At 66.0% G+C, this 19,015-nt stretch carries 20 protein-coding genes; 14 read left to right on the top strand and 6 right to left on the bottom strand.

What is annotated here, in order from left to right; all coding sequences use genetic code 11:
- Window positions 1–200 precede the first annotated feature (200 nt).
- Window positions 201–377 (top strand): hypothetical protein, encoded by a 177-nt coding sequence (locus BM249_RS21625; protein WP_177232362.1) that lies wholly within the window; start codon window positions 201–203, stop codon window positions 375–377.
- Window positions 378–812: 435 nt separating this feature from the next.
- Here BM249_RS21625 and flgH read toward each other — a convergent pair whose 3' ends face one another.
- Genes flgH through flgF form a run of 4 tightly spaced genes read right to left on the bottom strand, consistent with a single transcriptional unit; the run spans window position 813 to window position 4,203 of the window.
- Complete coding sequence (gene flgH / locus BM249_RS08115; RefSeq protein WP_091970707.1) at window positions 813–1,559, bottom strand: flagellar basal body L-ring protein FlgH; 747 nt, start codon at window positions 1,557–1,559, stop codon at window positions 813–815.
- 35 nt (window positions 1,560–1,594) lie between these two features.
- Window positions 1,595–2,641, bottom strand: coding sequence for a flagellar basal body P-ring formation chaperone FlgA (gene flgA / locus BM249_RS08110; protein WP_091970705.1), 1,047 nt, complete (start codon window positions 2,639–2,641; stop codon window positions 1,595–1,597).
- A 17-nt stretch (window positions 2,642–2,658) separates the two neighbouring features.
- Window positions 2,659–3,450 carry a flagellar basal-body rod protein FlgG gene (gene flgG, locus BM249_RS08105; protein ID WP_091970703.1) on the bottom strand — a complete coding sequence of 264 codons (792 nt, stop codon included), beginning with the start codon at window positions 3,448–3,450 and terminating at the stop codon, window positions 2,659–2,661.
- Window positions 3,451–3,462: 12 nt separating this feature from the next.
- Window positions 3,463–4,203: a flagellar basal-body rod protein FlgF gene (gene flgF / locus BM249_RS08100; RefSeq protein ID WP_091970701.1), complete on the bottom strand. Its 741-nt coding sequence runs from the start codon at window positions 4,201–4,203 to the stop codon at window positions 3,463–3,465.
- A 269-nt stretch (window positions 4,204–4,472) separates the two neighbouring features.
- On the opposite strand from flgF, the gene fliL reads away from it, so the two are divergent.
- From fliL to BM249_RS08065, 7 genes are all read left to right on the top strand, one after another.
- Window positions 4,473–4,961 carry a flagellar basal body-associated protein FliL gene (fliL, locus tag BM249_RS08095; protein WP_091970699.1) on the top strand — a complete coding sequence of 163 codons (489 nt, stop codon included), beginning with the start codon at window positions 4,473–4,475 and terminating at the stop codon, window positions 4,959–4,961.
- Between the two features lie 37 nt (window positions 4,962–4,998).
- Window positions 4,999–6,204 (top strand): flagellar motor switch protein FliM, encoded by a 1,206-nt coding sequence (gene fliM, locus BM249_RS08090; protein ID WP_091970697.1) that lies wholly within the window; start codon window positions 4,999–5,001, stop codon window positions 6,202–6,204.
- Between the two features lie 7 nt (window positions 6,205–6,211).
- The gene (locus BM249_RS08085) at window positions 6,212–6,727 is read left to right on the top strand and encodes a DUF6468 domain-containing protein (protein WP_091970695.1); all 516 of its coding nucleotides are present in this window, start codon (window positions 6,212–6,214) and stop codon (window positions 6,725–6,727) included.
- Between the two features lie 38 nt (window positions 6,728–6,765).
- A complete protein-coding gene (locus BM249_RS08080; RefSeq protein ID WP_425284808.1) occupies window positions 6,766–7,575 on the top strand; it encodes a MotE family protein in 810 nt (269 codons plus the stop codon).
- Window positions 7,576–7,831: 256 nt separating this feature from the next.
- Window positions 7,832–8,395: an invasion associated locus B family protein gene (locus BM249_RS08075; protein WP_091970691.1), complete on the top strand. Its 564-nt coding sequence runs from the start codon at window positions 7,832–7,834 to the stop codon at window positions 8,393–8,395.
- Between the two features lie 81 nt (window positions 8,396–8,476).
- Window positions 8,477–8,887, top strand: coding sequence for a hypothetical protein (locus BM249_RS08070; RefSeq protein WP_091970689.1), 411 nt, complete (start codon window positions 8,477–8,479; stop codon window positions 8,885–8,887).
- Between the two features lie 652 nt (window positions 8,888–9,539).
- The gene (locus BM249_RS08065) at window positions 9,540–12,365 is read left to right on the top strand and encodes a hypothetical protein (RefSeq protein ID WP_244528643.1); all 2,826 of its coding nucleotides are present in this window, start codon (window positions 9,540–9,542) and stop codon (window positions 12,363–12,365) included.
- A gap of 76 nt (window positions 12,366–12,441) precedes the next feature.
- Here the strand turns inward: BM249_RS08065 and fliP are convergent, their stop codons facing one another.
- Window positions 12,442–13,185 carry a flagellar type III secretion system pore protein FliP gene (gene fliP, locus BM249_RS08060; protein WP_091970686.1) on the bottom strand — a complete coding sequence of 248 codons (744 nt, stop codon included), beginning with the start codon at window positions 13,183–13,185 and terminating at the stop codon, window positions 12,442–12,444.
- A 95-nt stretch (window positions 13,186–13,280) separates the two neighbouring features.
- Entirely contained in the window at window positions 13,281–14,609 is a 1,329-nt protein-coding gene (locus BM249_RS08055; RefSeq protein ID WP_244528642.1) for a hypothetical protein, read from the bottom strand.
- A gap of 339 nt (window positions 14,610–14,948) precedes the next feature.
- Between BM249_RS08055 and flgB the strand changes: the two genes are divergently transcribed.
- From flgB to flhB, 6 genes are all read left to right on the top strand, one after another.
- Complete coding sequence (gene flgB, locus BM249_RS08050; RefSeq protein WP_091970682.1) at window positions 14,949–15,398, top strand: flagellar basal body rod protein FlgB; 450 nt, start codon at window positions 14,949–14,951, stop codon at window positions 15,396–15,398.
- A gap of 134 nt (window positions 15,399–15,532) precedes the next feature.
- Window positions 15,533–15,943 (top strand): flagellar basal body rod protein FlgC, encoded by a 411-nt coding sequence (gene flgC, locus BM249_RS08045; protein ID WP_091970680.1) that lies wholly within the window; start codon window positions 15,533–15,535, stop codon window positions 15,941–15,943.
- 53 nt (window positions 15,944–15,996) lie between these two features.
- Window positions 15,997–16,317, top strand: coding sequence for a flagellar hook-basal body complex protein FliE (fliE, locus tag BM249_RS08040; protein WP_091970679.1), 321 nt, complete (start codon window positions 15,997–15,999; stop codon window positions 16,315–16,317).
- A 229-nt stretch (window positions 16,318–16,546) separates the two neighbouring features.
- Window positions 16,547–16,813: a flagellar biosynthesis protein FliQ gene (gene fliQ / locus BM249_RS08035; RefSeq protein WP_091970677.1), complete on the top strand. Its 267-nt coding sequence runs from the start codon at window positions 16,547–16,549 to the stop codon at window positions 16,811–16,813.
- A gap of 88 nt (window positions 16,814–16,901) precedes the next feature.
- Window positions 16,902–17,666 (top strand): flagellar biosynthetic protein FliR, encoded by a 765-nt coding sequence (fliR, locus tag BM249_RS08030; RefSeq protein ID WP_091970675.1) that lies wholly within the window; start codon window positions 16,902–16,904, stop codon window positions 17,664–17,666.
- A gap of 224 nt (window positions 17,667–17,890) precedes the next feature.
- Window positions 17,891–18,958, top strand: a complete 1,068-nt coding sequence (flhB, locus tag BM249_RS08025) for a flagellar biosynthesis protein FlhB (RefSeq protein WP_091970673.1) — start codon at window positions 17,891–17,893, stop codon at window positions 18,956–18,958.
- Window positions 18,959–19,015: the final 57 nt, after the last annotated feature.

The raw sequence follows: 19,015 nt of genomic DNA, 5'->3' as shown, positions 1-19,015 counted from the left end.
CGAAAGGTGTGGCGCCGGGCGGGTCGCATCGGCGCCCGGAAGGCCCGTTTTTGATCCGGCGGCGTCGAATGTTCGGTTCGTGAAAGTCTTGGTCGCCGCAAGCTCAGCCGGACACTGATTTCGCCAATCGACGCCGCGCACGGAACCTTGCGACATCGGCCCGGCTTCCTGACGACACGCCTCGTCGGAAAGCCCTCGCCATGAACAATGAAGTTCTCATCCTCGTTCTCGCCCTCGCGACCCTCGGGATCGTCATCGGGGTCGCCCTGTGGCAACGAGGCCGCGTCGCCGCCAAGAAGAACGACCCGGAACGCTCGGCCTTCGTCAGGGACCACGGCGACGCCCCGCGCCAGAACCGGCCGGGCACCGAGCATTAGGGCCTTGTCCGCCGGGGTGGATGCCGCCCGGCGAGAGCCGCTGGCGGTGTCGCGTCCCCCGTCACACCGCTCCGGCTGATCCATTCGGTCTCTGGCAACCGCTGCCCCCTTCCAGGAGAGGGACAGGGTGAACTGGATGACCTCTCCGGAAATGCCCCCACTCACTCCAACCCTCTCCTTATCAGGCGGGGGAGTCCGTCGCGCCCAGCCGATCCGAAACCAGCAAATGGCCGGTGCGTCGCCCTGCGCCGGAACGCGGAGGGACCCGTGCCGCCCGAACGCGGGAGATTCCGGCGCTCGGGCATCGTATCGAACGCGATGAATCCGCCGTGGGCAAACGCCGTTCGCTTCCTTCGGACTGGCGGAACTCGGCTTCGCTCGAGCGCCGCGCGGGTTTACCGATCCCGCGACCGCTCTCCTGGAGCGGGCGCCGGGTCAGAACGGCAGGAGCACGTCGATGACCTGCTGGCCGTACCGGGGCTGCTGCACGTCCGTGATCTGGCCGCGTCCGCCATAGGCGATGCGGGCCTGGGCGATCTTGGCCGAGTCGATGGTGTTGTCGGATTCGATATCCTCGGGCCGGACGACGCCGGCGACGATGAGTTCGCGCACCTCGAAGTTGATGCGGATCTCCTGCTTGCCCTCCACCACGAGGTTGCCGTTGGGCAGCACCTGGGTGACGACGGCGGCGATGTTGGTGGTGACGGTCTCGTTGCGCTGGACAGAACCGGCGCCGTCGCTCGCCGAAGTGGAGGTGGCGTTGAGCAGCTTGTCGGCGGCGAGGCCGGCGGCGGCCACGGCGGGGTTCTTCTCGAAGCCGAAGGCGTTGGGCAGGCCGAATCCTTCGGCGTTGGTCCGCGATCGCTTGGTCTCGTTGTTCAGGTTGGCTTTGTCGGTGACATTGACCTTCACGGTCACGAGGTCGCCGATCCGGGCCGCGCGCTGGTCCTTGAAGAACGCCCGCGACCCCGTGCGCCACAGGGAGTTCGGGGCATAGGACACCGGCTGGATCTCGGGCATCGGCAACCGCACGGGCTTGTAGCCCGGCTGGGCCGTCGGGTCCTCGATGGCCGCCAGGGTCGGCTGGGCGCCGATCTGCGACAGCCGGTCGGCGGTGTTGCAGGCGCCGAGGCCCGTGCAGAGGAGCGCGACGGCGAGGGCGGGGCGGACGCGGTGAGTCATCGGGATCGGGCCTGAGGCGAGTCGGGACATGGGGATCAACGGGCTCCGTCGAGGGCGGCGTTGGCCTGGCGCGTCACCGGAACGGGCGCGACGGAGACCCGGCCGGCCCCGATGACGGTGGCGGTGAGCACCTTCTTGGACACGGGGTTCGTGACCGTGATCACGGCGCCGAGGCGGCCGCCCTCGTTGGCCTGCCCGCGCAGGGACAGGGCGAGGCCGGGCGTGTCGAACACGACGGTGACGGTTTCGCCGCGCGCCACGAGGTCCGGCGGCGCGACATCGCCGTTGCGCATGATCGAGCCGGCGCTGAGACCGCGCTGCGCCACCTGACCGACCATGTCGGCCTGCCCCATGCGAGCGTCAGACGGCACCGTCTCCTTCGAGCGACGCTCGACGGAGATGTCGGCCGCCGTCACGGTCTCGCCGCGATTCAGCGACCGGCTGAGGACGAGGACCTCGCGGACCTCCTGCACCTGCCCGGTGACCCGCAGGGAAGCCTGACGGTCACCGAGGGTGACGAGGGCGGCGAGACGACGGCTCCGGGGATCGTAGGTGAGGTCGAGGGCCGTCGCCTGCCCGTCGAGATCGACGGGCGAGAGCAGCACCGGGGCATCGCCGTCGAGGCGGATCGCGAGATTGCGCGCGTCGAGTCCGTAGCTGGTCTCGAGGGCCCGCTTCAGGGCGGCCTCGATCTCGGGCTGGCCGACACGCCGGGCGGCGCGCTGGACCGTGACCTGGCTGCGCCCGCCCGTCTCGACATCTCCGAGTCCGAGGGCCGTCACGGCCTCGACGATGCGCCGGGCCTGGATCGTCCCATTGGTCCCGAGCGCCGGCGCACGGAACAACGGGCGCGCCGCGGCGGTGGGGGTCGTTCCCTCGACGAGATCGCCGAGCGTCAGCACGTCGCCGCGGGCCGTGACGTCGCCGCGCAGGCGCAGACGCTGCCCCGTTCCCTCCGCCAGCACCGGCAACGTGAGCAGGCCGAGGGCGGCGACCGTGAGAAGTGCGCGGGTGACCATCGCCGTATCCAAAGGTGAGATGCGCGAGCGAACGGCGAGGGGAACGTATTTCAAGGCAGACATGAGACGCTCGCTCCCGATCAGCTACGGAACATCTGGGACGTGGTGGACAACATCTGATCCGCCGCGGTCACGACCTTAGAGTTCATTTCGTAAGCACGCTGCGCCGCGATCAGGGACGAGATCTCGGTCACGGCGTTGACGTTGGCTTCTTCGAGGTAGCTCTGCTGCAGGTTGCCGAAGCCCTCCGAGCCCGGCGTCGCCGAGATGGCCGGTCCCGACGCCAGGGTCTCGATGAAGAGGTTGTCGCCGATGGATTCGAGACCGACCTTGTTGACGAAGCGGGCCAGCTGGAACTGCCCAAGGGTCTGGGGCGCCGTCTGCCCCGGGACGATCGCCTGCACCGCGCCCTGCGCGCTGATCGTCACGGAGGTGGCGTTGTTCGGCACCGTGACGCCCGGATCGACGAGGTAACCGTCGCGGGTGACGAGCTGTCCCTGCGCCGAGAGATCGAACGAGCCGTCACGGGTGTAGGCCAAACGACCGTCCGGCATGGTGATGCGGAACATGCCTTCGCCACGGATGGCGACGTCGAAATCCTTCTGCGTCGATGTCAGCGTGCCCTGGGACATCACCCGTGCCGTCGAGGTGGTCTTCACGCCCGAACCGATGGCGAGGCCGGCCGGGAGCTGGGTGTTCTGATCCGATGTCGAAGAGCCGGCGCGGCGCAGGTTCTGGTAGAGTAGATCCTGGAAGTGAGGCGCTTGGCGCTTGTAGCCAGTGGTACGAAGGTTGGCGATGTTGTTGGAGATGACCTGAACGTTGAGTTCCTGAGCGGCCATGCCAGTGGCAGCAGCGTAGAGTGCGCGCATGAGTGCTATTCCTTAAGCGATTTCGGAGAGGCGGCGGATTGCTGTGCCGCGCAGTTCATCGAGGCGCGAGATCACGCCGGAAACCATGGAGTAAGTGCGGTTCACGTCCATCAGCCGAGTCATCTCGACGACGGGCTTCACGTTCGAACGCTCCAACGCACCGGGTTCGAGACGACCGGCGACGCCCGCTGGGATCGGAGCGGCCGTCGAGGCGTAGAGGTTGGCACCCTCGTTGGTGAGCGCCTGCGGATTGGCGAAGGTCACGAGGCGTACGCGCCCCCGGATGCCTAGGTTGGTGGAGACCGTTCCGTCGGGACCGATGCTGAGGCCCGTCTCCTGCTGTCCGATCTGGATCGGACCGGCTTCTCCCTGAACGGTGTAACCATCGCTGTTGACGAGGGTCCCTTGAGCGTTGGTCTCAAAAGCACCGTTCCGGGTATACCGGTCGCCCGATGGCGTCCGCACCACGAGGAACGCTTCCCCCCGGACCGCGACATTGAGCGGGTTGCCGGTTTGCTCGATGGGACCCTGGCCGAGATCGAGGTCCGTTCCTTGATCGATCACGTACGACACGCGCCGGTCCTGCTTTTGAAACGAATCGGCGCTCGCCACCGGCATCAGGTATTCCTGAAAGCGGGAATTGCGGGCTTTGAAGCCGGTGGTGGATGCGTTGGCCATGTTGTTGGCGACCACCTCCAACTCACGCTGGAGCGCGACCTGGGTTGAGACCCCGACTAACATTGCGTTCTGCATGACACGATCCGACTGCGGCGAGCGACGATGAAACACCGATCCGCACGGGCCGTGCCATTTCAGGAAAATCCATTTTCCTTAGAAAATTCCGTCACTTGCCTGAAATCATCCACCCGGCAGACTTCGACCCCATTGCGTTCGGGCGGTAAATCCGACCCGGCAGATTTTGCCGCTTTAACGGCGCGTTAACCTTAACAATCGATAGCTCTGTCTCACGAGCCGGGCGTGACCAAGCAGCCTCGGACAGAAGCGTAGGCAGGGCGAGACCGATGGCAAAGAAGCCCAAAAAGGCTGCCGTGGAGGGCGAAGAGGGGGAAGCCCCGACCGGCTCCAAGAAGAAGCTCATCATCATCGCCGCGGTCGCCGTTCTGGCGCTCGGCGGCGGCGGCGTGTTCTTCATGAAAAAGAGCGCCGCTCATAGTCAGGCCGCGGCCGAGGTCAAGGCACCAATCGTGTTCCTCGACGTGCGAGAGATGACGATCAATCTCTCCAACGAAGCCGGTCAGGACAAGGCCCGTTTCGCCAAGATCAAGGTCGCCCTCGAACTCAAGGATGCAAAGGTCGAGCAGGAGGTGAAACCTTTGATGCCGCGCATCGAGGACACCTTCCAGGTTTATCTGCGCGAACTGCGCGCCAGCGATCTGGCCGGTTCGGCTGGCCTCTATCGTCTGCGTGAGGAACTCTTGCGAAGGGTGAACCTCGCGATCCACCCGGCACGCGCCGAGGCGGTGCTCTTCAAGGACGTCGTCGTCCAATAATTCCGGCTTCCTCCCTTCACACGCATTCGAGATTGCCATGGCCGACGCGGACGAAGACGATTGGGCTGCTGCTCTCATGGAGCAGAACGAGGGCAGCGGTGATGCCACCCTCGCGGACGAGTGGGGTGCCGCCCTCGCGGAGCAGGGGACCACCACATATGCGAGCGACGTCGCCGCCGAATGGGCGACGATGATCGAGGACGGCGAGACGGACAATCTCCCCGAGCTGGCCGGCAACGACCGAATCCTCAATCAGGATGAGATCGACGGCGTCCTCGGCTTTTCCCTTCGGGAGTTGTCCGCGTCGGGGGCCGGAGGCGTACGGGCTATCGTCGATTCGGGAGTCGTTCAATACGAACGTCTGCCGATGCTGGAAATCGTCTTCGACCGGATGATCCGGTTGCTGTCGACGAGCCTGCGCAACTTCTTCCAGGATAACGTCGAAGTGACGCTGGACAACATCACGTCCGTCCGCTTCGGCGACTATCTCAACGCGATCCCGTTGCCGACTCTCCTGGGCGTGTTCCGGGCGGACACCTGGGAAAATTCGGGGCTGGTCACGGTCGAGTCGAATCTCGCCTATTCGACCATGGACCTATTGCTGGGAGGCAAACGCGGCAACAGTTCCACGCGGCTCGACGGCAGGCCCTTCACCAGCATCGAGATGCAACTGGTCCAGCGTCTCATCGAGATCATTCTTTCCGATCTTGAAATGTCTTTCCAGCCGCTCTCGCCCGTTCGGTTCACCATCGACCGGATCGAGACCAATCCGCGCTTCGCGACCATCACCCGGCCGGCGAACGCTGCCATCCTGATCAGCCTCAAGCTGGACATGGATGGACGCGGAGGCATGCTGCAGATCCTTTTCCCTTACGCTACCATCGAACCGATCCGTGAATTGCTCATGCAGAGCTTCATGGGCGAGAAGCTCGGTCGTGATCATGTTTGGGAAAGTCACCTCGCCACGGAAATTTGGCAGGCCGACGCCAAGATGGAGGCGGTCCTGCACGAAACGATGCTGCCCCTGAAACGCGTGCTGTCGCTTAAAGTCGGCGACACTCTGATGTTCGACACCAAGCCAGCGGATCTCATCTCGGTACGCTGCGGCGACTGGGCCCTGACACAGGGCCGGATCGGCCGTGTGGACGATAGTATCGCCGTCCAGCTGACCCGGCCGTTGCGCAAGTCGCGAACCACACTCCAAGCCTTCGAGGCTTCCATGAACAACCGTAACGAAGGGTGACTTCGCCATGAGCTTTCCGATCACCCTGACGGTCGACATTCTCGTAGCTGTCCTTCTCGTCGGAACCATCGTTTCGTCGATGCGGCTGAGCCGTCGCCTCGCTCGAATGAAGGCTGACGAGGTGGGTATGCGCCAGACCATCAGCGATCTCGTCGTCGCCAGTGCAACGGCCGAACGGGCTGTCGTGGGTCTGCGTGCGACTCTCGATGAGTGCGACCGCACGTTGGCCGACCGTCTCGCCACAGCAGAGCGTTATGCTGCCGACCTGTCGGCTCAGGTCGCTGCGGGCACGACGGTCATTGAGCAGATCTCCGCCATCGTGGCCCAGGCGGCCGGGGGATCGAAGGCGCCGGCACAGGTCGAGGACACGTCCGCGAACGTCGATGCGCCGGTGACGACGCAGAACCGTACCCCCGTCGAAATCCAGACGAGTCCCAACCATGAGCGCCTCGGCGCCGCCGCCGCCGCCGCCCTCGCCGTATCGGAGCGCGCCCTCGGTCGCCTGAGGAGCAAGGCCGCATGACCCAGCCTGTCTCCCCCCCGACGTCGGATCTGGTCAAGATCCCGGCCCCCCTTGAGAAAATGGGGTTGCGCGTGCGCTTTCCCCAACCGCGCCCGCTCAAGCTGCGCCTCATCGATGGCGTTACCCTCGCAGCCGCCGGTCTTCTCGTGCTGAAGCTCGCTTCCATCGCGATCGAGGATTCGAAGCCCGTCCCGGGCGCCCCCTTGCCGGAATTCGCCCGCGTCCTTGCGAAGGCCCGGACCGGATACGAGCCGTCCGATCCCGCCACCACCGGCTCCGTCACGCCAAAGGAGCCAGAGAAGGCACCATCCGAACCTAAAAAACCCGCTGCCCGTCCGCCATCGCCCCAGGAAGCGATGTCCGCCACAGAACGCGCCATTCTCGAGCGCTTGGCCAATCGGCGCGATACCCTCAAGCAGCGCAGCGAAGCCCTCGACATGCGCGAGCAACTCATTGGTACCGCCGAACGCAAGCTGGAGAACGGCGTCGATGCCCTCAAGCAGGAGGAAGGTAAGATCGAAAGCGGCACGACGGAGCGTGCCGAGGCCGAGAAGGCAGCCTTCAAGAATATCGTCACCATGTACGAGACAATGAAGCCTAAGGACGCGGCACGAGTGTTCGATCGCTTGAACCAAGACGTTCTTGTTCCGATCGTTCTTACGATGAATCCGCGCAAGATGGCGGAAGTTCTAGCACTGATGCAGTCCGAGCCGGCTGAAAAACTCACGGTTGCCCTCGCAAACCGTGCTCAAAACAAGACACCGACCTTGCAAATTCCCTCGATCGCTGGGCTTGGTCCCTCCGAGTTGCCAGCCATAGAGATGCTGAAGCCCCCCTCCAAGCGCTAAGCCACAATCTCAGGAAAGCCTTATGGTTGCGCCCGGTGGGCGGCGCGTTTAGGCGGCAGGCTCCGAAATCGTCACGCGGGCCGTTCCCCAGAGGAATGGTGCTGACCGCGTGACGGGCTTCGAAAGACCTCGATGCCCCTGGAGGCTGAATTTGCCGCTCCACCGCCCATCGTTCCGCCCGCGCGCAGTCGCGCTCGGCCTGATCCTATCCAGTCAATTCCTGCCTCTTACGATCTGTTCGACCCGCGCTCAGGACATGGGAGAGGCCAGCGCGCCGAACGCGCCCACGCCAAAGCCCAAGGCCAAGCCGAGGCCCGCCCCCGCAGTCAAATCCGCTCCGGCTGCCAAACCAGCCCCCGTCGCCCTCTGGCCAGCTGGTGCCAGTTCCATAAGCGAGGTCTACGGCGATTGGACCGTTGTCTGCGCCCGCGAGGGGACTGGGCCAGCGACATGCACCCTCATGCAGGCTCAGGGATCCAAGACCGATGGACGTCGCTCGTTCGCCATCGAGTTGCGCACACCGACGGAGGGCCGGGCGGCGGGCCTTATCTTGATGCCTTTGGGCCTTAACATTGAAGGCGGTGTGCAGTTCAAGCTCGACGAGGCGGTTCTCGGGCAGGGGGCTCCCTTCCTCAGTTGCAGCCAAGAAGGATGCATGGTTCCGGTCAGCTTTCCAACTCTGGCAACCGATGCCATGAAGTCCGCCAAGGCTCTGACCGTCACGGCGACGCGCCCCGATGCCAAAGATCCCCTTGTGGTCACCGTCCCGCTCGGTGGCTTTGGCCCGGCACTCTCACGAGCCGTGGCCTTGGCCGGATAACGACAGCGAACTGAACGCGGCGCACTCAACAATCTTCGAACAATGAAGACATCGCGCCGATACAATCACGAGGAAACGCCGATGAAGATCCTTTCGCTCGCCTGCCTGTTCGCGATCATCGTCACGACTTGCGCCTCGGCCCAGACCGCACCCGAAGCCCCCTCGCCAGCGGTGGCATCACCGGACAGTCCTACGCCGGACGCGAAAGCCGAACGGCAGCGCAACACGGCTGCGAAACTCGCTGGCCTCACATACTTCGTCCAGAACGCCTGTCCGGATCTCCAGCCCGACTACAGCCGCTTCAAGGAGGTCGTCGCCGGTCTCGGGGTGAAGCTCGACGATCTCTCCAAGGGGGACCTCCTGTTGCGGTCGCGCACCTACACGGAGACTTACACCAAGGACACAGTGGCGAACTGTTCTCGGGCCGAAACCAATTTCGGTCCGAGCGGAACGATCATCCCAGGGCTGATCGTCAAGCGCGCCGCTCCATAGTCCGGAGGACTTTTAAGCGCCCGTTAGCCCAATTCTGAAAGAGTGACCGGACTGTGTGGCGCAAGACGCCCCGCTCGCTTCGCGTGTGGTGCGTCCCTCGAGTTTGGTGAATCCCGCAATGGTTTTGGGCCGAGACATCACCCATCGACGGCGCCGGCCTAGGGCCGGCCTCGCCGTGGCGTCGATTTTGGCTGGGCTGGCTATGAGTGGCCCGACCTCAGCCGCCCGTCTGATGGGCATCACCGGAACGCAAGCGGATCGCTACGGTCGCATCGTCCTGAACTTCGATACGGTCGTAACCGTGAAGGCCCGTGTCTCGGACACGGTCCTCATCATCGGTTTCTCCGATCGGAGCCCAGCTTTCGCTGAACGCTTGGCTACCCAGATGCCAAACTACGTGTCCCTGGTCCGACGCGATCCAGATGGCACGGGGTTACGCGTCGCCCTGCAACGCCCTTACCGGGTCAACGTTCAAACGGTCGGAGAGAAAACCTTCGTCGATCTCCTCCCCGTGGATTGGGCGGGCCTCCCTCCGCCGCTACCGCCGGAGGTCGTGGCCGACCTGTTCGCCAGAACACAGGCTGCTGAAGCCGCTCTCCGATTAGTCCGTCCCAAGCCAGCCGAACCCGTGCGACTACCGCTGGAGCTTGCCTTGCGTCCGAACCTCGCCCGGTTGAGCATCCGCTTGCCGGAAAGCGTCGCGGCCCGCATCGAGCAAGTTGGAACGGCCACGCGCTTGGACGTGCCGGGCTCCTGGCGGATCGACGACACGGCGAGTCGTGGGCGTCTCAAGCCCTCTATCGCATCCCTCTCCGTCGAGGGGGATGAGGCGGGCGCTCGCCTGCTCGTGACCCCCGCAGCGGGCTATGAAATTCATTACGCTCGGGACGCGGACGGAATCACCCTCGATCTTCAGCAGAAGGCTGGCGGCACGAAACCCGTCGCTGAACGGGGCGCGGAACCCGCTCCGGACACGAAGCCTCCCAATGCTGTCAAGCCTTCGCCCGTCGAAGTCCCGACCGCACAACAGCCGGCGAGCTCCCCCCCGGCGACCGCCCCCAACGCCAAGGTACGCCCCGCCCTGGTTCGGCCTGCCGGTCCCGGACTGATCTTTCCGTTCACGCGAATTCCAGCCGCGGCTCTGTTCGAGCGCGCGGGCATCACCACGCTGGTTTTCGAAACCCCCGACACCATCGTGGTTCCGGCAGGCGATCCTGTCCTGAAACCCTTGGGTCAACCCGTGCGCACGGGCAACTTCGTCTCGATCCGTTTCCCCACGCCCCAGGACCGCCTGTTCGACCTTGTCCCGGCCGGCCCCGTCGATGCTCCGACCGGATGGGAACTCGTGGCCGGTGTCGGCGTCGCGGCCAGTGTGCCCTTGACCCCCATCAGGACACTCGCGGCGAATGGGCAACCCATCATCAGCGTGAAGTTGCCGAATACCGGGGGGGCCACATGGCTCGACCTCGACGGGGAGCGCATCGCCATCGTGACGGGGTATGGGCCAATGCCCGCAGATATCTCGAAGCGCCAGACCTTCGTCGATTTTGAACTGCTCGCGAGCCGCCAGGGCATCGCCGTCTTGGCGCAGGCCGACAATCTCGTGGTGCGACCGGACATCGATGGCGTGACCATCGAACGTGACGGCGGAATCGCGATTTCCGGCCTCGCGCGCTCCGCGGCCGCCCCCCTTACGGTGACGGCCGATCTCGTCATCGATCGTCTGCAGTGGGAAGCGGCACGCACCGGTGAGGTTCGCGACGCCATTCGTCAGAAGCTCGACGAGATTACGGAGGCCAACCGTAGCGCCCGAGGACCGCTTCGGTTGGCTTTGGCAAAAATCCTCCTCGCCAATGGCCTGGCGAGCGAAGCCAGCGGCGTCCTCAAGGTCGCGGCGACGGAAGATCCCACCCTGGCGGGAAAGCGCGAGTTATCCCTTCTCCAAGCCATCGGGGCGGCCCGTATGGGACACATGGCCGACGCCCGGCGCAGCCTGGGCAGTGACGGGCTCCGATCCGACCCCGAGGCGCGTCTCTGGCAGGGGTATCTCGACGCTCTCGCCGGCCAGTGGGACAAGGCGAGCGCCGCCTATCAGGAAACCGGGGGTGTCTTGGAGCGCTATCCCGATGACCTCCAGGTCTTCCTACGAATGGCGGCAGCGGATTCCGCCATCGAAGCTGGAGACGCGGACGCGGCTAGCCGTCAGATCGTCCTGGCGGGCGCGCGCTATCCCGAGCAGCCGATGCGTGACCAGCTCACGCTCCTACGGGCTCGGGTCGACGAGATGACCGGGCGAACGGCGTCGGCACTCGACAGCTACAAGCGTCTCGCCGAGGAAGGAAACGGCCCCGTCGGCGCCGAGGCGTCGTTGCGGGCATCGCTCCTGGGACATTCCCTGGGCAAGCTGTCGCTTTCGGACGCCATCGACCGGATCGATACGCTTTCCCTGATGTGGCACGGCGACGAGATCGAGATGCGGACCCTGTCCGCGCTCGCCCATCTCCAAGCGGAGGCCGGCCATTGGCGTGGAGCGTTCACCGCCGTGCGTCGTGCCGTGGCTTCAAAAAGCGAATCCCCCGTCGTCCGAAATCTGCAGGAATGGGCTCTCAACCTGTTCGATGAACTCTACCTGGGCGAGCGTGGAGCCAAAATGTCCGGCGTCGAGGCCTTGGCGCTGTATTTCGATTTCAAGGAATTCGCCCCGATCGGACGACGTGGCGACGAAATCGTCCGCCGGCTCTCGGATCGCTTGGTCGAATTCGATCTCCTCGAACCTGCCGCCGACCTCTTGCAGCATCAGGTGGATCATCGTCTGACCGGACCCGCTCAGTCGGAAGTGGCCGCACGTCTGGCAACCATTCGACTCATGGACGACAAGCCGCTCGCCGCACTCCAAGCGCTCGACGCGACGTATCTGCCCGAGCTTCCGGAGGATCTGCGCCGCGCCCGTGCGCTCCTGCGCGCCCGAGCCCTGTCGGATCTCTCGCGGACGGATCTCGCCCTGGAGACCGTCGAGGGTGAGACGGGCGCCGATGCGACACGCCTGCGGGCGGATATCCTATGGACCGCCAAACGTTGGCGAGAGACCGGTGAAGCACATGAGTTGCTGGCCGGAGATGCCTGGAGCCAGCGCAAGCCCCTCCATGACAAGATCCGCACGGATGTGATCCGCGCCGCCATCGCCTACGGTCTCGCCGGCGAGACGTTGAGCCTGGACCGTTTGAAGGCGAAGTTCGCCAATCCCATGGCGGAGAGCGTCGATGCCCGGACGTTCGCCCTGCTGACGCAGCCCAATGCCGCGCGGACAGCGGGCTTCCGCGAGATCGCCCAGAAGGCCAGTCGGTCCGAGACCCTGCAGGCCTTCCTGGTCGAATATCGCAAGCGCTATCCCCAGGCGGCCATGCCGGAGCGGGGCAAGCGTGAAGAGGATGCCCGCGCCGACGCGCAGTCCGAGGCCCCGGCGACGCCGCCGGGCTGAGCGCCGCGTACCGCTCGGCAACGGCTTCTGAGAAAACGCCTTTGGACGAGGCCGCGACGCCTCGTCCAAAGGCTCGTCAGCTCCCGTAGCTCTGCACGAGGGAGCCTGCCACAAGGGTCCAGCCGTCGACCAACACGAAGAAGATGAGCTTGAATGGGAGGGCCACGGTGGCCGGCGGCACCATCATCATACCCACGGCCATGAGGATCGAGGCCACCACGAGGTCGATGATCAGGAACGGTATGAAGAGCAGGAAGCCGATCTCGAAAGCCCGACGCAACTCCGAGATCATGAACGCCGGCGTCACGATCTCGAGGCCGACGGCTTCCGGGCCGGAAGGCGTCGGAACCTTCGCCATGTCCAAGAAAAGCTTGAGATCTTTCTCGCGAACGTTCTTCAGCATGAACGCCTTGAACGGAATCGACGCCCGCTCGAATGCGACGCTCTGGGTGATCTGCCCGGCCAGCAGCGGCTCGACGCCGGTGCGGTAGGCCTCTCGCCCGACGGGGGCCATCACGAAGGCCGTCAGGAACAGGGCGAGGCTCGTGATCACGGTGTTGGGCGGCGCGCTCTGCGTCCCAAGCGCCGAGCGCAGGATCGAGAAGACCACCACGATTCGGGTGAAGGATGTCGCCATCACGAGCACCGAAGGCGCCAGCGCCAGAACGGTGATGAGGGCAACGAGTTGCAGGGCGCGCTCGGTGGTGCCGCCCGCGCCGAGATCGAGGGACACGCTCTGCGCCATGGCGCCGCCCGCCGCGAGGGTCAGGCCAAGGGTCGCCGCCAGGAGGGCGACGGCACGGGGTTTTGGTCGAATCATCGTGGTTCCGCAAGAACATAGCAGGAGCAGCGAATCACCCGATGCTCCGGGGCCGCGCCGTCCTCCACCCCAAACCTGTCGGTGTCGTGGCCGGATCAGCCCTTCTTGTCGAGGGAGCGACCGAGTAGCCGCGCGAACTCGGCCTCGATCTCCTCGACGGAGAACGGATTCGGGGAGGTGCCGGCGGAGGATTTTCCCAAGTCGGTCGGTTGTTTAGCGGGCTCCGCCGGGGGCGCGACGACGTCGGGCGCCGCTGGCTTCGCAGGCGCGACGGCCGGCTCGACGACGACCGGTGCCGGCTCGGAAACGAGCGGGCGCGGCTCCGGCGCCACGGGGGCGGATACCGGCGCATCGGGCGTCGGCGTGGGACGGCGCACGGGCGGAATGGGACGGTCCGTCGTCGGTGTGGGACGCTCCGGCTCCGGCGCGGCCGGCTCGAACAGGGCATCATCCCGCTCCGGCGTCTCGGCCGTCTCCGCCATGCCGGCCGCCATAGGGTCGACCGCCTCCGGTTCGGGCGGGGCAGGGGGAGGGGGAGCCGGTACGGGTTCCGTGACGACGGGCTCGGCGGCGACCGGTTCGGCGGGGGCGGGCGGGGCAGGGGGGAGCACGAAGGCCGGCATCGCCGGGGCAGCCGGGCGTCGCACCACCTGTTCGAGTTGGCGGGCCATATCCGAGAGAATCGCCGGATCGACGGGGCGGGCGGACTCCCCGGGTGGCACCGCGTCGGTCACGCCGGCGGCGGTCACGGCCGAATCACCGTCCGTCGTCGGAGCGCGCTTGGCCGCGCCGGGGACGAGGTTGATGACGCTCGGGACGAGGTTGGCGAGGGTGGGCGAGAGCCGCCGAGCCGGACGCGAGGGGGAGGGGGCGACGGGCGGGGCCGACGCCTCCGAAAGGCCCGGGCGGGCGGGGCGCAATTCGGATGGGCGCGCGGTCTGCGGTTCGATGTCGTCGGGCGCGAACAGGTCGGGGGCAGCCAGATCGGAAATGGGCGGATCGTGGGGCCGCGCGACGGGGTCGGGGCGGGCCGGCGAATCGGGCGGGGGGGGCACCGCCACGGGCATCTCGAAGGCGGGCTCGAAGGCCGGCGGGAACCGGGCCGGGTCGGCGATGGCGGCCTCGGACGGGGCCGGCTCCCCCTCGGCCAGGCGGGCGGCGACCCCGCGGGCGATGTTGCGCTCCACCACCACATCGTTGGGCCCGCCGACGAGGAGCAGGTGCTCGACATCGTCCCGGCGCAGGAGGATGAGCTGACGCTGCCGGTCGAGTTCGTAGATATCGACGACGCCGAGGCGGGGCTGCCGGCCGCGACCGCCGACCTTGGTGGAGATGGACTGGCCCTGGCCGGACAGGCGTCGGAAGGCGAACACCGCGACGGCCAGAACCGCGAAGATGAGGGCGAATATGATCGCGAACTGCATCGTCGTGGAGCCGTCTGAACTGAAGAACGAAGACAAGGTCCGGTCTCTCGCTTTTGGGGCCCGACGGCCCAACGCAACGCTTCGATCTCAGCTTTATCACGTCTGTGACGGGCCTGGGCAACACTGTTAAGATTTCGTTAACAGTTCCTTGCGTGAGGCCGAGGGGCGGATGGGGCCGCGTCCACGGGCGCGGCGGTTGCCGCGAGGGCACATGCCTCACGGCGGCACATCGCATCCGAACTTTTGTGTAGGGCCCTTAACTCCGCATTAACCATGCGAACGGCAATTTCTACCCATCGCCCGGCACATCCCGCTCGGCGAGGGGGCTTCCGCCAAGCCATGTCCGTCACCGACCTTCCGATTCTCGGTCTTCTGCGCACCCGGATGCAATGGCATCAGACGCGTCAGAAGGTGTTGTCCGAGAACGTCGCCAATGCCGATCTGCCGGGCTTCAAGCCCCGCGATCTGATCAATCCCGAACTCGGCCGCGGCCGAGGCGGCAATCCGGGTGCCGGCTTCGGCACCCTCGCCATGGCCCAGCCCGTCGGCGCGGCCGGCGCCGGACTCGCGGTCACGAGCCCGGCCCATATCACCATCGCGCAAAGCGGCGACGGCCCGGGGGCCGCCTCCCGCCAGGTCAAGGGGTTCGAGGTTCGGCCCAGTGGCAACGGCGTGAACCTCGAGGAAGAGATGATGAAGTCCGGCGACAACCAAGCCGACTATCAGCTCGCATCCTCGCTCTATCAGAAGAGCCTCGAGACGTTGAAGATCGCCATCGGCAAGCGCTGAAGGCAGGCGGGACGCCTTTTCATGATCCTTGGATCACGAGAAAGCTCTGACGCCGAAGTAAACCGCATTTTCTTTCGCCGAACCGGTCTTCATGTCGGCGGAAAATGCTCGAGTCCCGCACGATTGAGAGCACAATGGACTTTCTCAAATCCCTCACCACAGCGGCGTCGGGCCTCAAGGCTCAGTCGAGCCGCATGCGGGTCATCGCAGAGAACATCGCCAACGCCGAATCGGCTCCGACCAAGCCGGGCGGCGAACCCTATCGCCGCAAGATCCCGACCTTCAGCCACCAGATCGACCGCGAGACCGGCGCGAGCCTCGTCGAGACCGGCAGGATTCGCCGGGACACCTCGCCGTTCCGCACCAAGCACGACCCCGGCAATCCCGCTGCCAACGCTCAGGGCGACGTCAGTCTCCCCAACGTCAATGGGCTCATCGAGAACATGGACATGCGCGAAGCCCAGCGCGCCTACGAAGCCAACCTCAACATGATCACCGCCACACGCCGGATGGTGGCCAAAACCCTCGACATCCTGAAAGCTTGATATTTCCTGGGCAGAAGGCCCGCTCAACCACTATTGACGAAAGACTATCCGTTATGGCTACCAACGCCTTCGCCGCCGGCGCCTATGCCGCGATCCAGAACATCGGAGCCAAGGGTGGCTTGGCCGAGGCTCCGCCCCTGTCCACCCCGCCGCAGGGTGGCAACTTCGGTTCGCTCCTGTCCTCGACCCTCGATTCCATCAGCGAGGCGGGACACCGCACCGATGCGCAGGCCATGACGGTTGTCGGCGGCAAGGCCAACGTCGTCGACGTGGTCACGGCGGTGGCCGAGAGCGAGACCGCCCTGCAGACCCTCGTGGCCGTCCGCGACCGCGTGATCTCGGCCTACGAGGAGATCATGCGGATGCAGATTTAACATTCGGTTTCAGCTCCGGACGACGCCTGCTCTCGCGACCGGCGTCGACACGACACCGAGGGCTCCCGCATCGGAAAGGCGATCCGGCCCGGACCGACATGCGGGACTTGCCCTCCCGCAAGACCGGTCACGAGACCTGCCTCCACGCCGCATCCGTCACGCCACAGGGCAGGCGGATATCGACCCGTCGAACGCCCGTCCTCCACGCCCCCTTGCGAAAAGTGATCCCATGACCGGCCTCGCCATCATCGACGTCGCCCGCGACGGGATCTTCGTGTTCCTGAAGGTCGCCGGCCCGATCATGCTCGTCGCCCTCGTGGTCGGCCTCGCGATCTCCCTGCTGCAGGCCCTGACCCAGATCCAGGAACAGACCCTCATCTACGTGCCCAAGATCGTGGCCGTGTTCGCCACCCTGCTGTTCATGCTGCCCTTCATGGGCGACGCCCTGGGCAGCTACATGACCCGTATCGCCGCCCGCATCGTCTCCGGCGGCTGACGCAAGGTCGCGTTCCCCTTCCGCCCGCTCGCGTGCTTCCTTTCTCCGGGAGCCTGCCCCATCCCGCGGGAGCCTGCTATGACGGGCCATGAATCTGCTCCTGCCCAGCATCGCGGCGGCTTTCCTCCTCACCTTCGCGCGGGTCGGCACCCTGGTGATGCTGATGCCGGGGGTTGGCGACCAGCTCGTCTCGCCGCGCCTGCGCCTCGCCTTCGCGGTGCTGCTCACCCTCGTGCTGTTTCCCATGGTGCGGCCGCTCCTGCCGATGCAGGGCGAAACCATCGCCGGCCCGGCGCTCATCGCCCTGCTGTTCGGAGAGATTCTCGTCGGTCTCATGCTGGGCTTGAGCGTCCGGATGGTGCTCGCCGCCCTGCAGACCGCCGGCATGGTGATCTCGCAGCAGCTCGGCCTCTCCTACGCCATGACGGTGGACCCGACGCAGGGCGGCCAGCAGGCGGCCATCGGCAATTTCCTGGCGCTCATGGGCATCACCCTCATCATGGCGACGGACCTGCATCACATCGCGATCCAGGCCATCGGCCGCAGCTACGTGCTGCTGCCGCCCGACGCCGTGCCGGGCATGGGCGAGGCGGCGCGCCTCGCCCTCAAGGCCGTGGCGCGGGGCTTCTCCCTCGGTTTGCAGATCGCCGCCCCGTTCATCGTCTTCGGCATCCTGTTCAATGTCGGGCTCGGGGTGCTGGCGCGGCTGATGCCGCAGATGCAGGTGTTCTTCGTCGCGGTTCCGGCCTCCGTGCTCATCGGCATGCTGGTGCTCCTGGGCAGCCTCGGCGTGATGATGGCCGTGTTCCTCGACGATATCGGCCGCTATCTCGCCGATCTGGCCGGGCGGTGAGAAGGATGGTGCCCGCTCCCGTCCGAGACAACGCGTGTCCTCGTTTCGTTCGCGGGCAGCGCGGGTCCCCTCTCCCGAAGGGGAGGGGGCTTGTCGCGCGCCACGCAGTTCTGGCCAGGCTCGCGAAAGCCGCCCCGGCGTACGGGACGGCTCCCATCCGTCCCGCCCGCGCGGCGCCGCGCATCGTCACCCACCCGCCAGCCCATCGCGAAAAGGTCTGAGCCATGTCCGAGGGCGCAGAGCAGGAAGACAAGACCGAAGACCCGACCGCCCGACGCATCGAGAAGGCCATCGAGCAGGGCAACGTCCCCAACAGCGTCGAGATCAACACGTTCTTCATCCTGGGGGCCTTCACCCTGGCCCTCGCCATGGCGTCCGGCACCATCGCGAGCGGGTTGCTGACGGGCCTGCGCGGCTTCCTCATGAATGCCGATCAGGTGCCGTCCGATCCGCACGTCTATGCGGGGATGGGCCTGCGCATGTTCTGGATCTACGCCCAGGCCCTGGCCGTCCCCATCGGCCTCGTGGTGGTGGCCGGGCTGGCGGCGGGCCTGCTGCAGCATCCCCTGGTGTTCTCCACCGAGACCCTCGGCTTCAAGTGGGATCGGGTGTCGCCCAAGGCCGGCGCCAAGCGCATCTTCGGCGTCGAGGCCCTGTTCCAGTTCGTGAAGGGCCTGGCCAAGCTCATGATGGTGGGCGTCGTCGGCGGTACCATCCTGTGGAACGAGCGCGACCGCCTCGACGTGTTCGCCCGCCTCGATCCGCACGCCACCCTGCAGGGCATTCTCTCCCTCGCCCTGAAGCTCATGGCCGGCATGCTGGCGGCGTTCGTCGCCATCGCCCTCGCGGACGCGGTGTACCAGCGCTACCGCTGGCGCCAGAAGCTGCGCATGTCCAAGGAAGAGATGAAACAGGAGCACAAGGAGAGCGAGGGCAGCCCCGAGGTGAAGGGGCGCATGAAGCAGATCCGCATGAACCGGGTGAAGAAACGGATGATGGCGGCGGTGCCCAAGGCCACCGTGATCATCACCAACCCGACCCACTACGCCGTGGCCCTGCGCTACGAGACCGGGATGCAGGCGCCGGTCTGCGTCGCCAAGGGCGTCGACTCCCTCGCCCTGCGCATCCGCGCCATCGCCAAGGAGAACGACGTGCCGATCCTCGAGAACCCGCCGCTTGCCCGCGCCCTCCACGCCACCGTGGCCATCGATGACGAGATCCCGACGGAGCACTATCGCGCCGTGGCCGAGGTCATCGGCTTCGTCATGCGCCTGCGGCGCAAGGCGGCGTAATCCCGGGGTGGACGGCGGGCGCGGCCTCGTCCCGCTTGCCGGATGAACCGTGGCGGC

The organism is Methylobacterium gossipiicola (genome assembly GCF_900113485.1).
GTDB classification, from domain to species: domain Bacteria; phylum Pseudomonadota; class Alphaproteobacteria; order Rhizobiales; family Beijerinckiaceae; genus Methylobacterium; species Methylobacterium gossipiicola.
Note: the sequence above shows the minus strand (reverse complement) of the source record. Positions and strands in the feature narration are given on the sequence as shown.

Bases quoted from the DNA above. Each gene is read 5' to 3' on its own strand.
- flgB (WP_091970682.1), top strand. From the start codon at position 14,949: ATGTCCGTCACCGACCTTCCGATTCTCGGTCTTCTGCGCACCCGGATG.
- fliM (WP_091970697.1), top strand. From the start codon at position 4,999: ATGGCCGACGCGGACGAAGACGATTGGGCTGCTGCTCTCATGGAGCAG.
- BM249_RS21625 (WP_177232362.1), top strand. From the start codon at position 201: ATGAACAATGAAGTTCTCATCCTCGTTCTCGCCCTCGCGACCCTCGGG.
- flgH (WP_091970707.1), bottom strand. From the start codon at position 1,559: ATGACTCACCGCGTCCGCCCCGCCCTCGCCGTCGCGCTCCTCTGCACG.
- fliE (WP_091970679.1), top strand. From the start codon at position 15,997: ATGGCTACCAACGCCTTCGCCGCCGGCGCCTATGCCGCGATCCAGAAC.
- BM249_RS08070 (WP_091970689.1), top strand. From the start codon at position 8,477: ATGAAGATCCTTTCGCTCGCCTGCCTGTTCGCGATCATCGTCACGACT.
- BM249_RS08055 (WP_244528642.1), bottom strand. From the start codon at position 14,609: ATGCAGTTCGCGATCATATTCGCCCTCATCTTCGCGGTTCTGGCCGTC.
- flgF (WP_091970701.1), bottom strand. From the start codon at position 4,203: ATGCAGAACGCAATGTTAGTCGGGGTCTCAACCCAGGTCGCGCTCCAG.
- fliQ (WP_091970677.1), top strand. From the start codon at position 16,547: ATGACCGGCCTCGCCATCATCGACGTCGCCCGCGACGGGATCTTCGTG.
- flgA (WP_091970705.1), bottom strand. From the start codon at position 2,641: ATGTCTGCCTTGAAATACGTTCCCCTCGCCGTTCGCTCGCGCATCTCA.
- fliP (WP_091970686.1), bottom strand. From the start codon at position 13,185: ATGATTCGACCAAAACCCCGTGCCGTCGCCCTCCTGGCGGCGACCCTT.
- flgG (WP_091970703.1), bottom strand. From the start codon at position 3,450: ATGCGCGCACTCTACGCTGCTGCCACTGGCATGGCCGCTCAGGAACTC.
- BM249_RS08075 (WP_091970691.1), top strand. From the start codon at position 7,832: ATGGGAGAGGCCAGCGCGCCGAACGCGCCCACGCCAAAGCCCAAGGCC.
- flgC (WP_091970680.1), top strand. From the start codon at position 15,533: ATGGACTTTCTCAAATCCCTCACCACAGCGGCGTCGGGCCTCAAGGCT.
- fliR (WP_091970675.1), top strand. From the start codon at position 16,902: ATGAATCTGCTCCTGCCCAGCATCGCGGCGGCTTTCCTCCTCACCTTC.
- fliL (WP_091970699.1), top strand. From the start codon at position 4,473: ATGGCAAAGAAGCCCAAAAAGGCTGCCGTGGAGGGCGAAGAGGGGGAA.
- BM249_RS08085 (WP_091970695.1), top strand. From the start codon at position 6,212: ATGAGCTTTCCGATCACCCTGACGGTCGACATTCTCGTAGCTGTCCTT.
- flhB (WP_091970673.1), top strand. From the start codon at position 17,891: ATGTCCGAGGGCGCAGAGCAGGAAGACAAGACCGAAGACCCGACCGCC.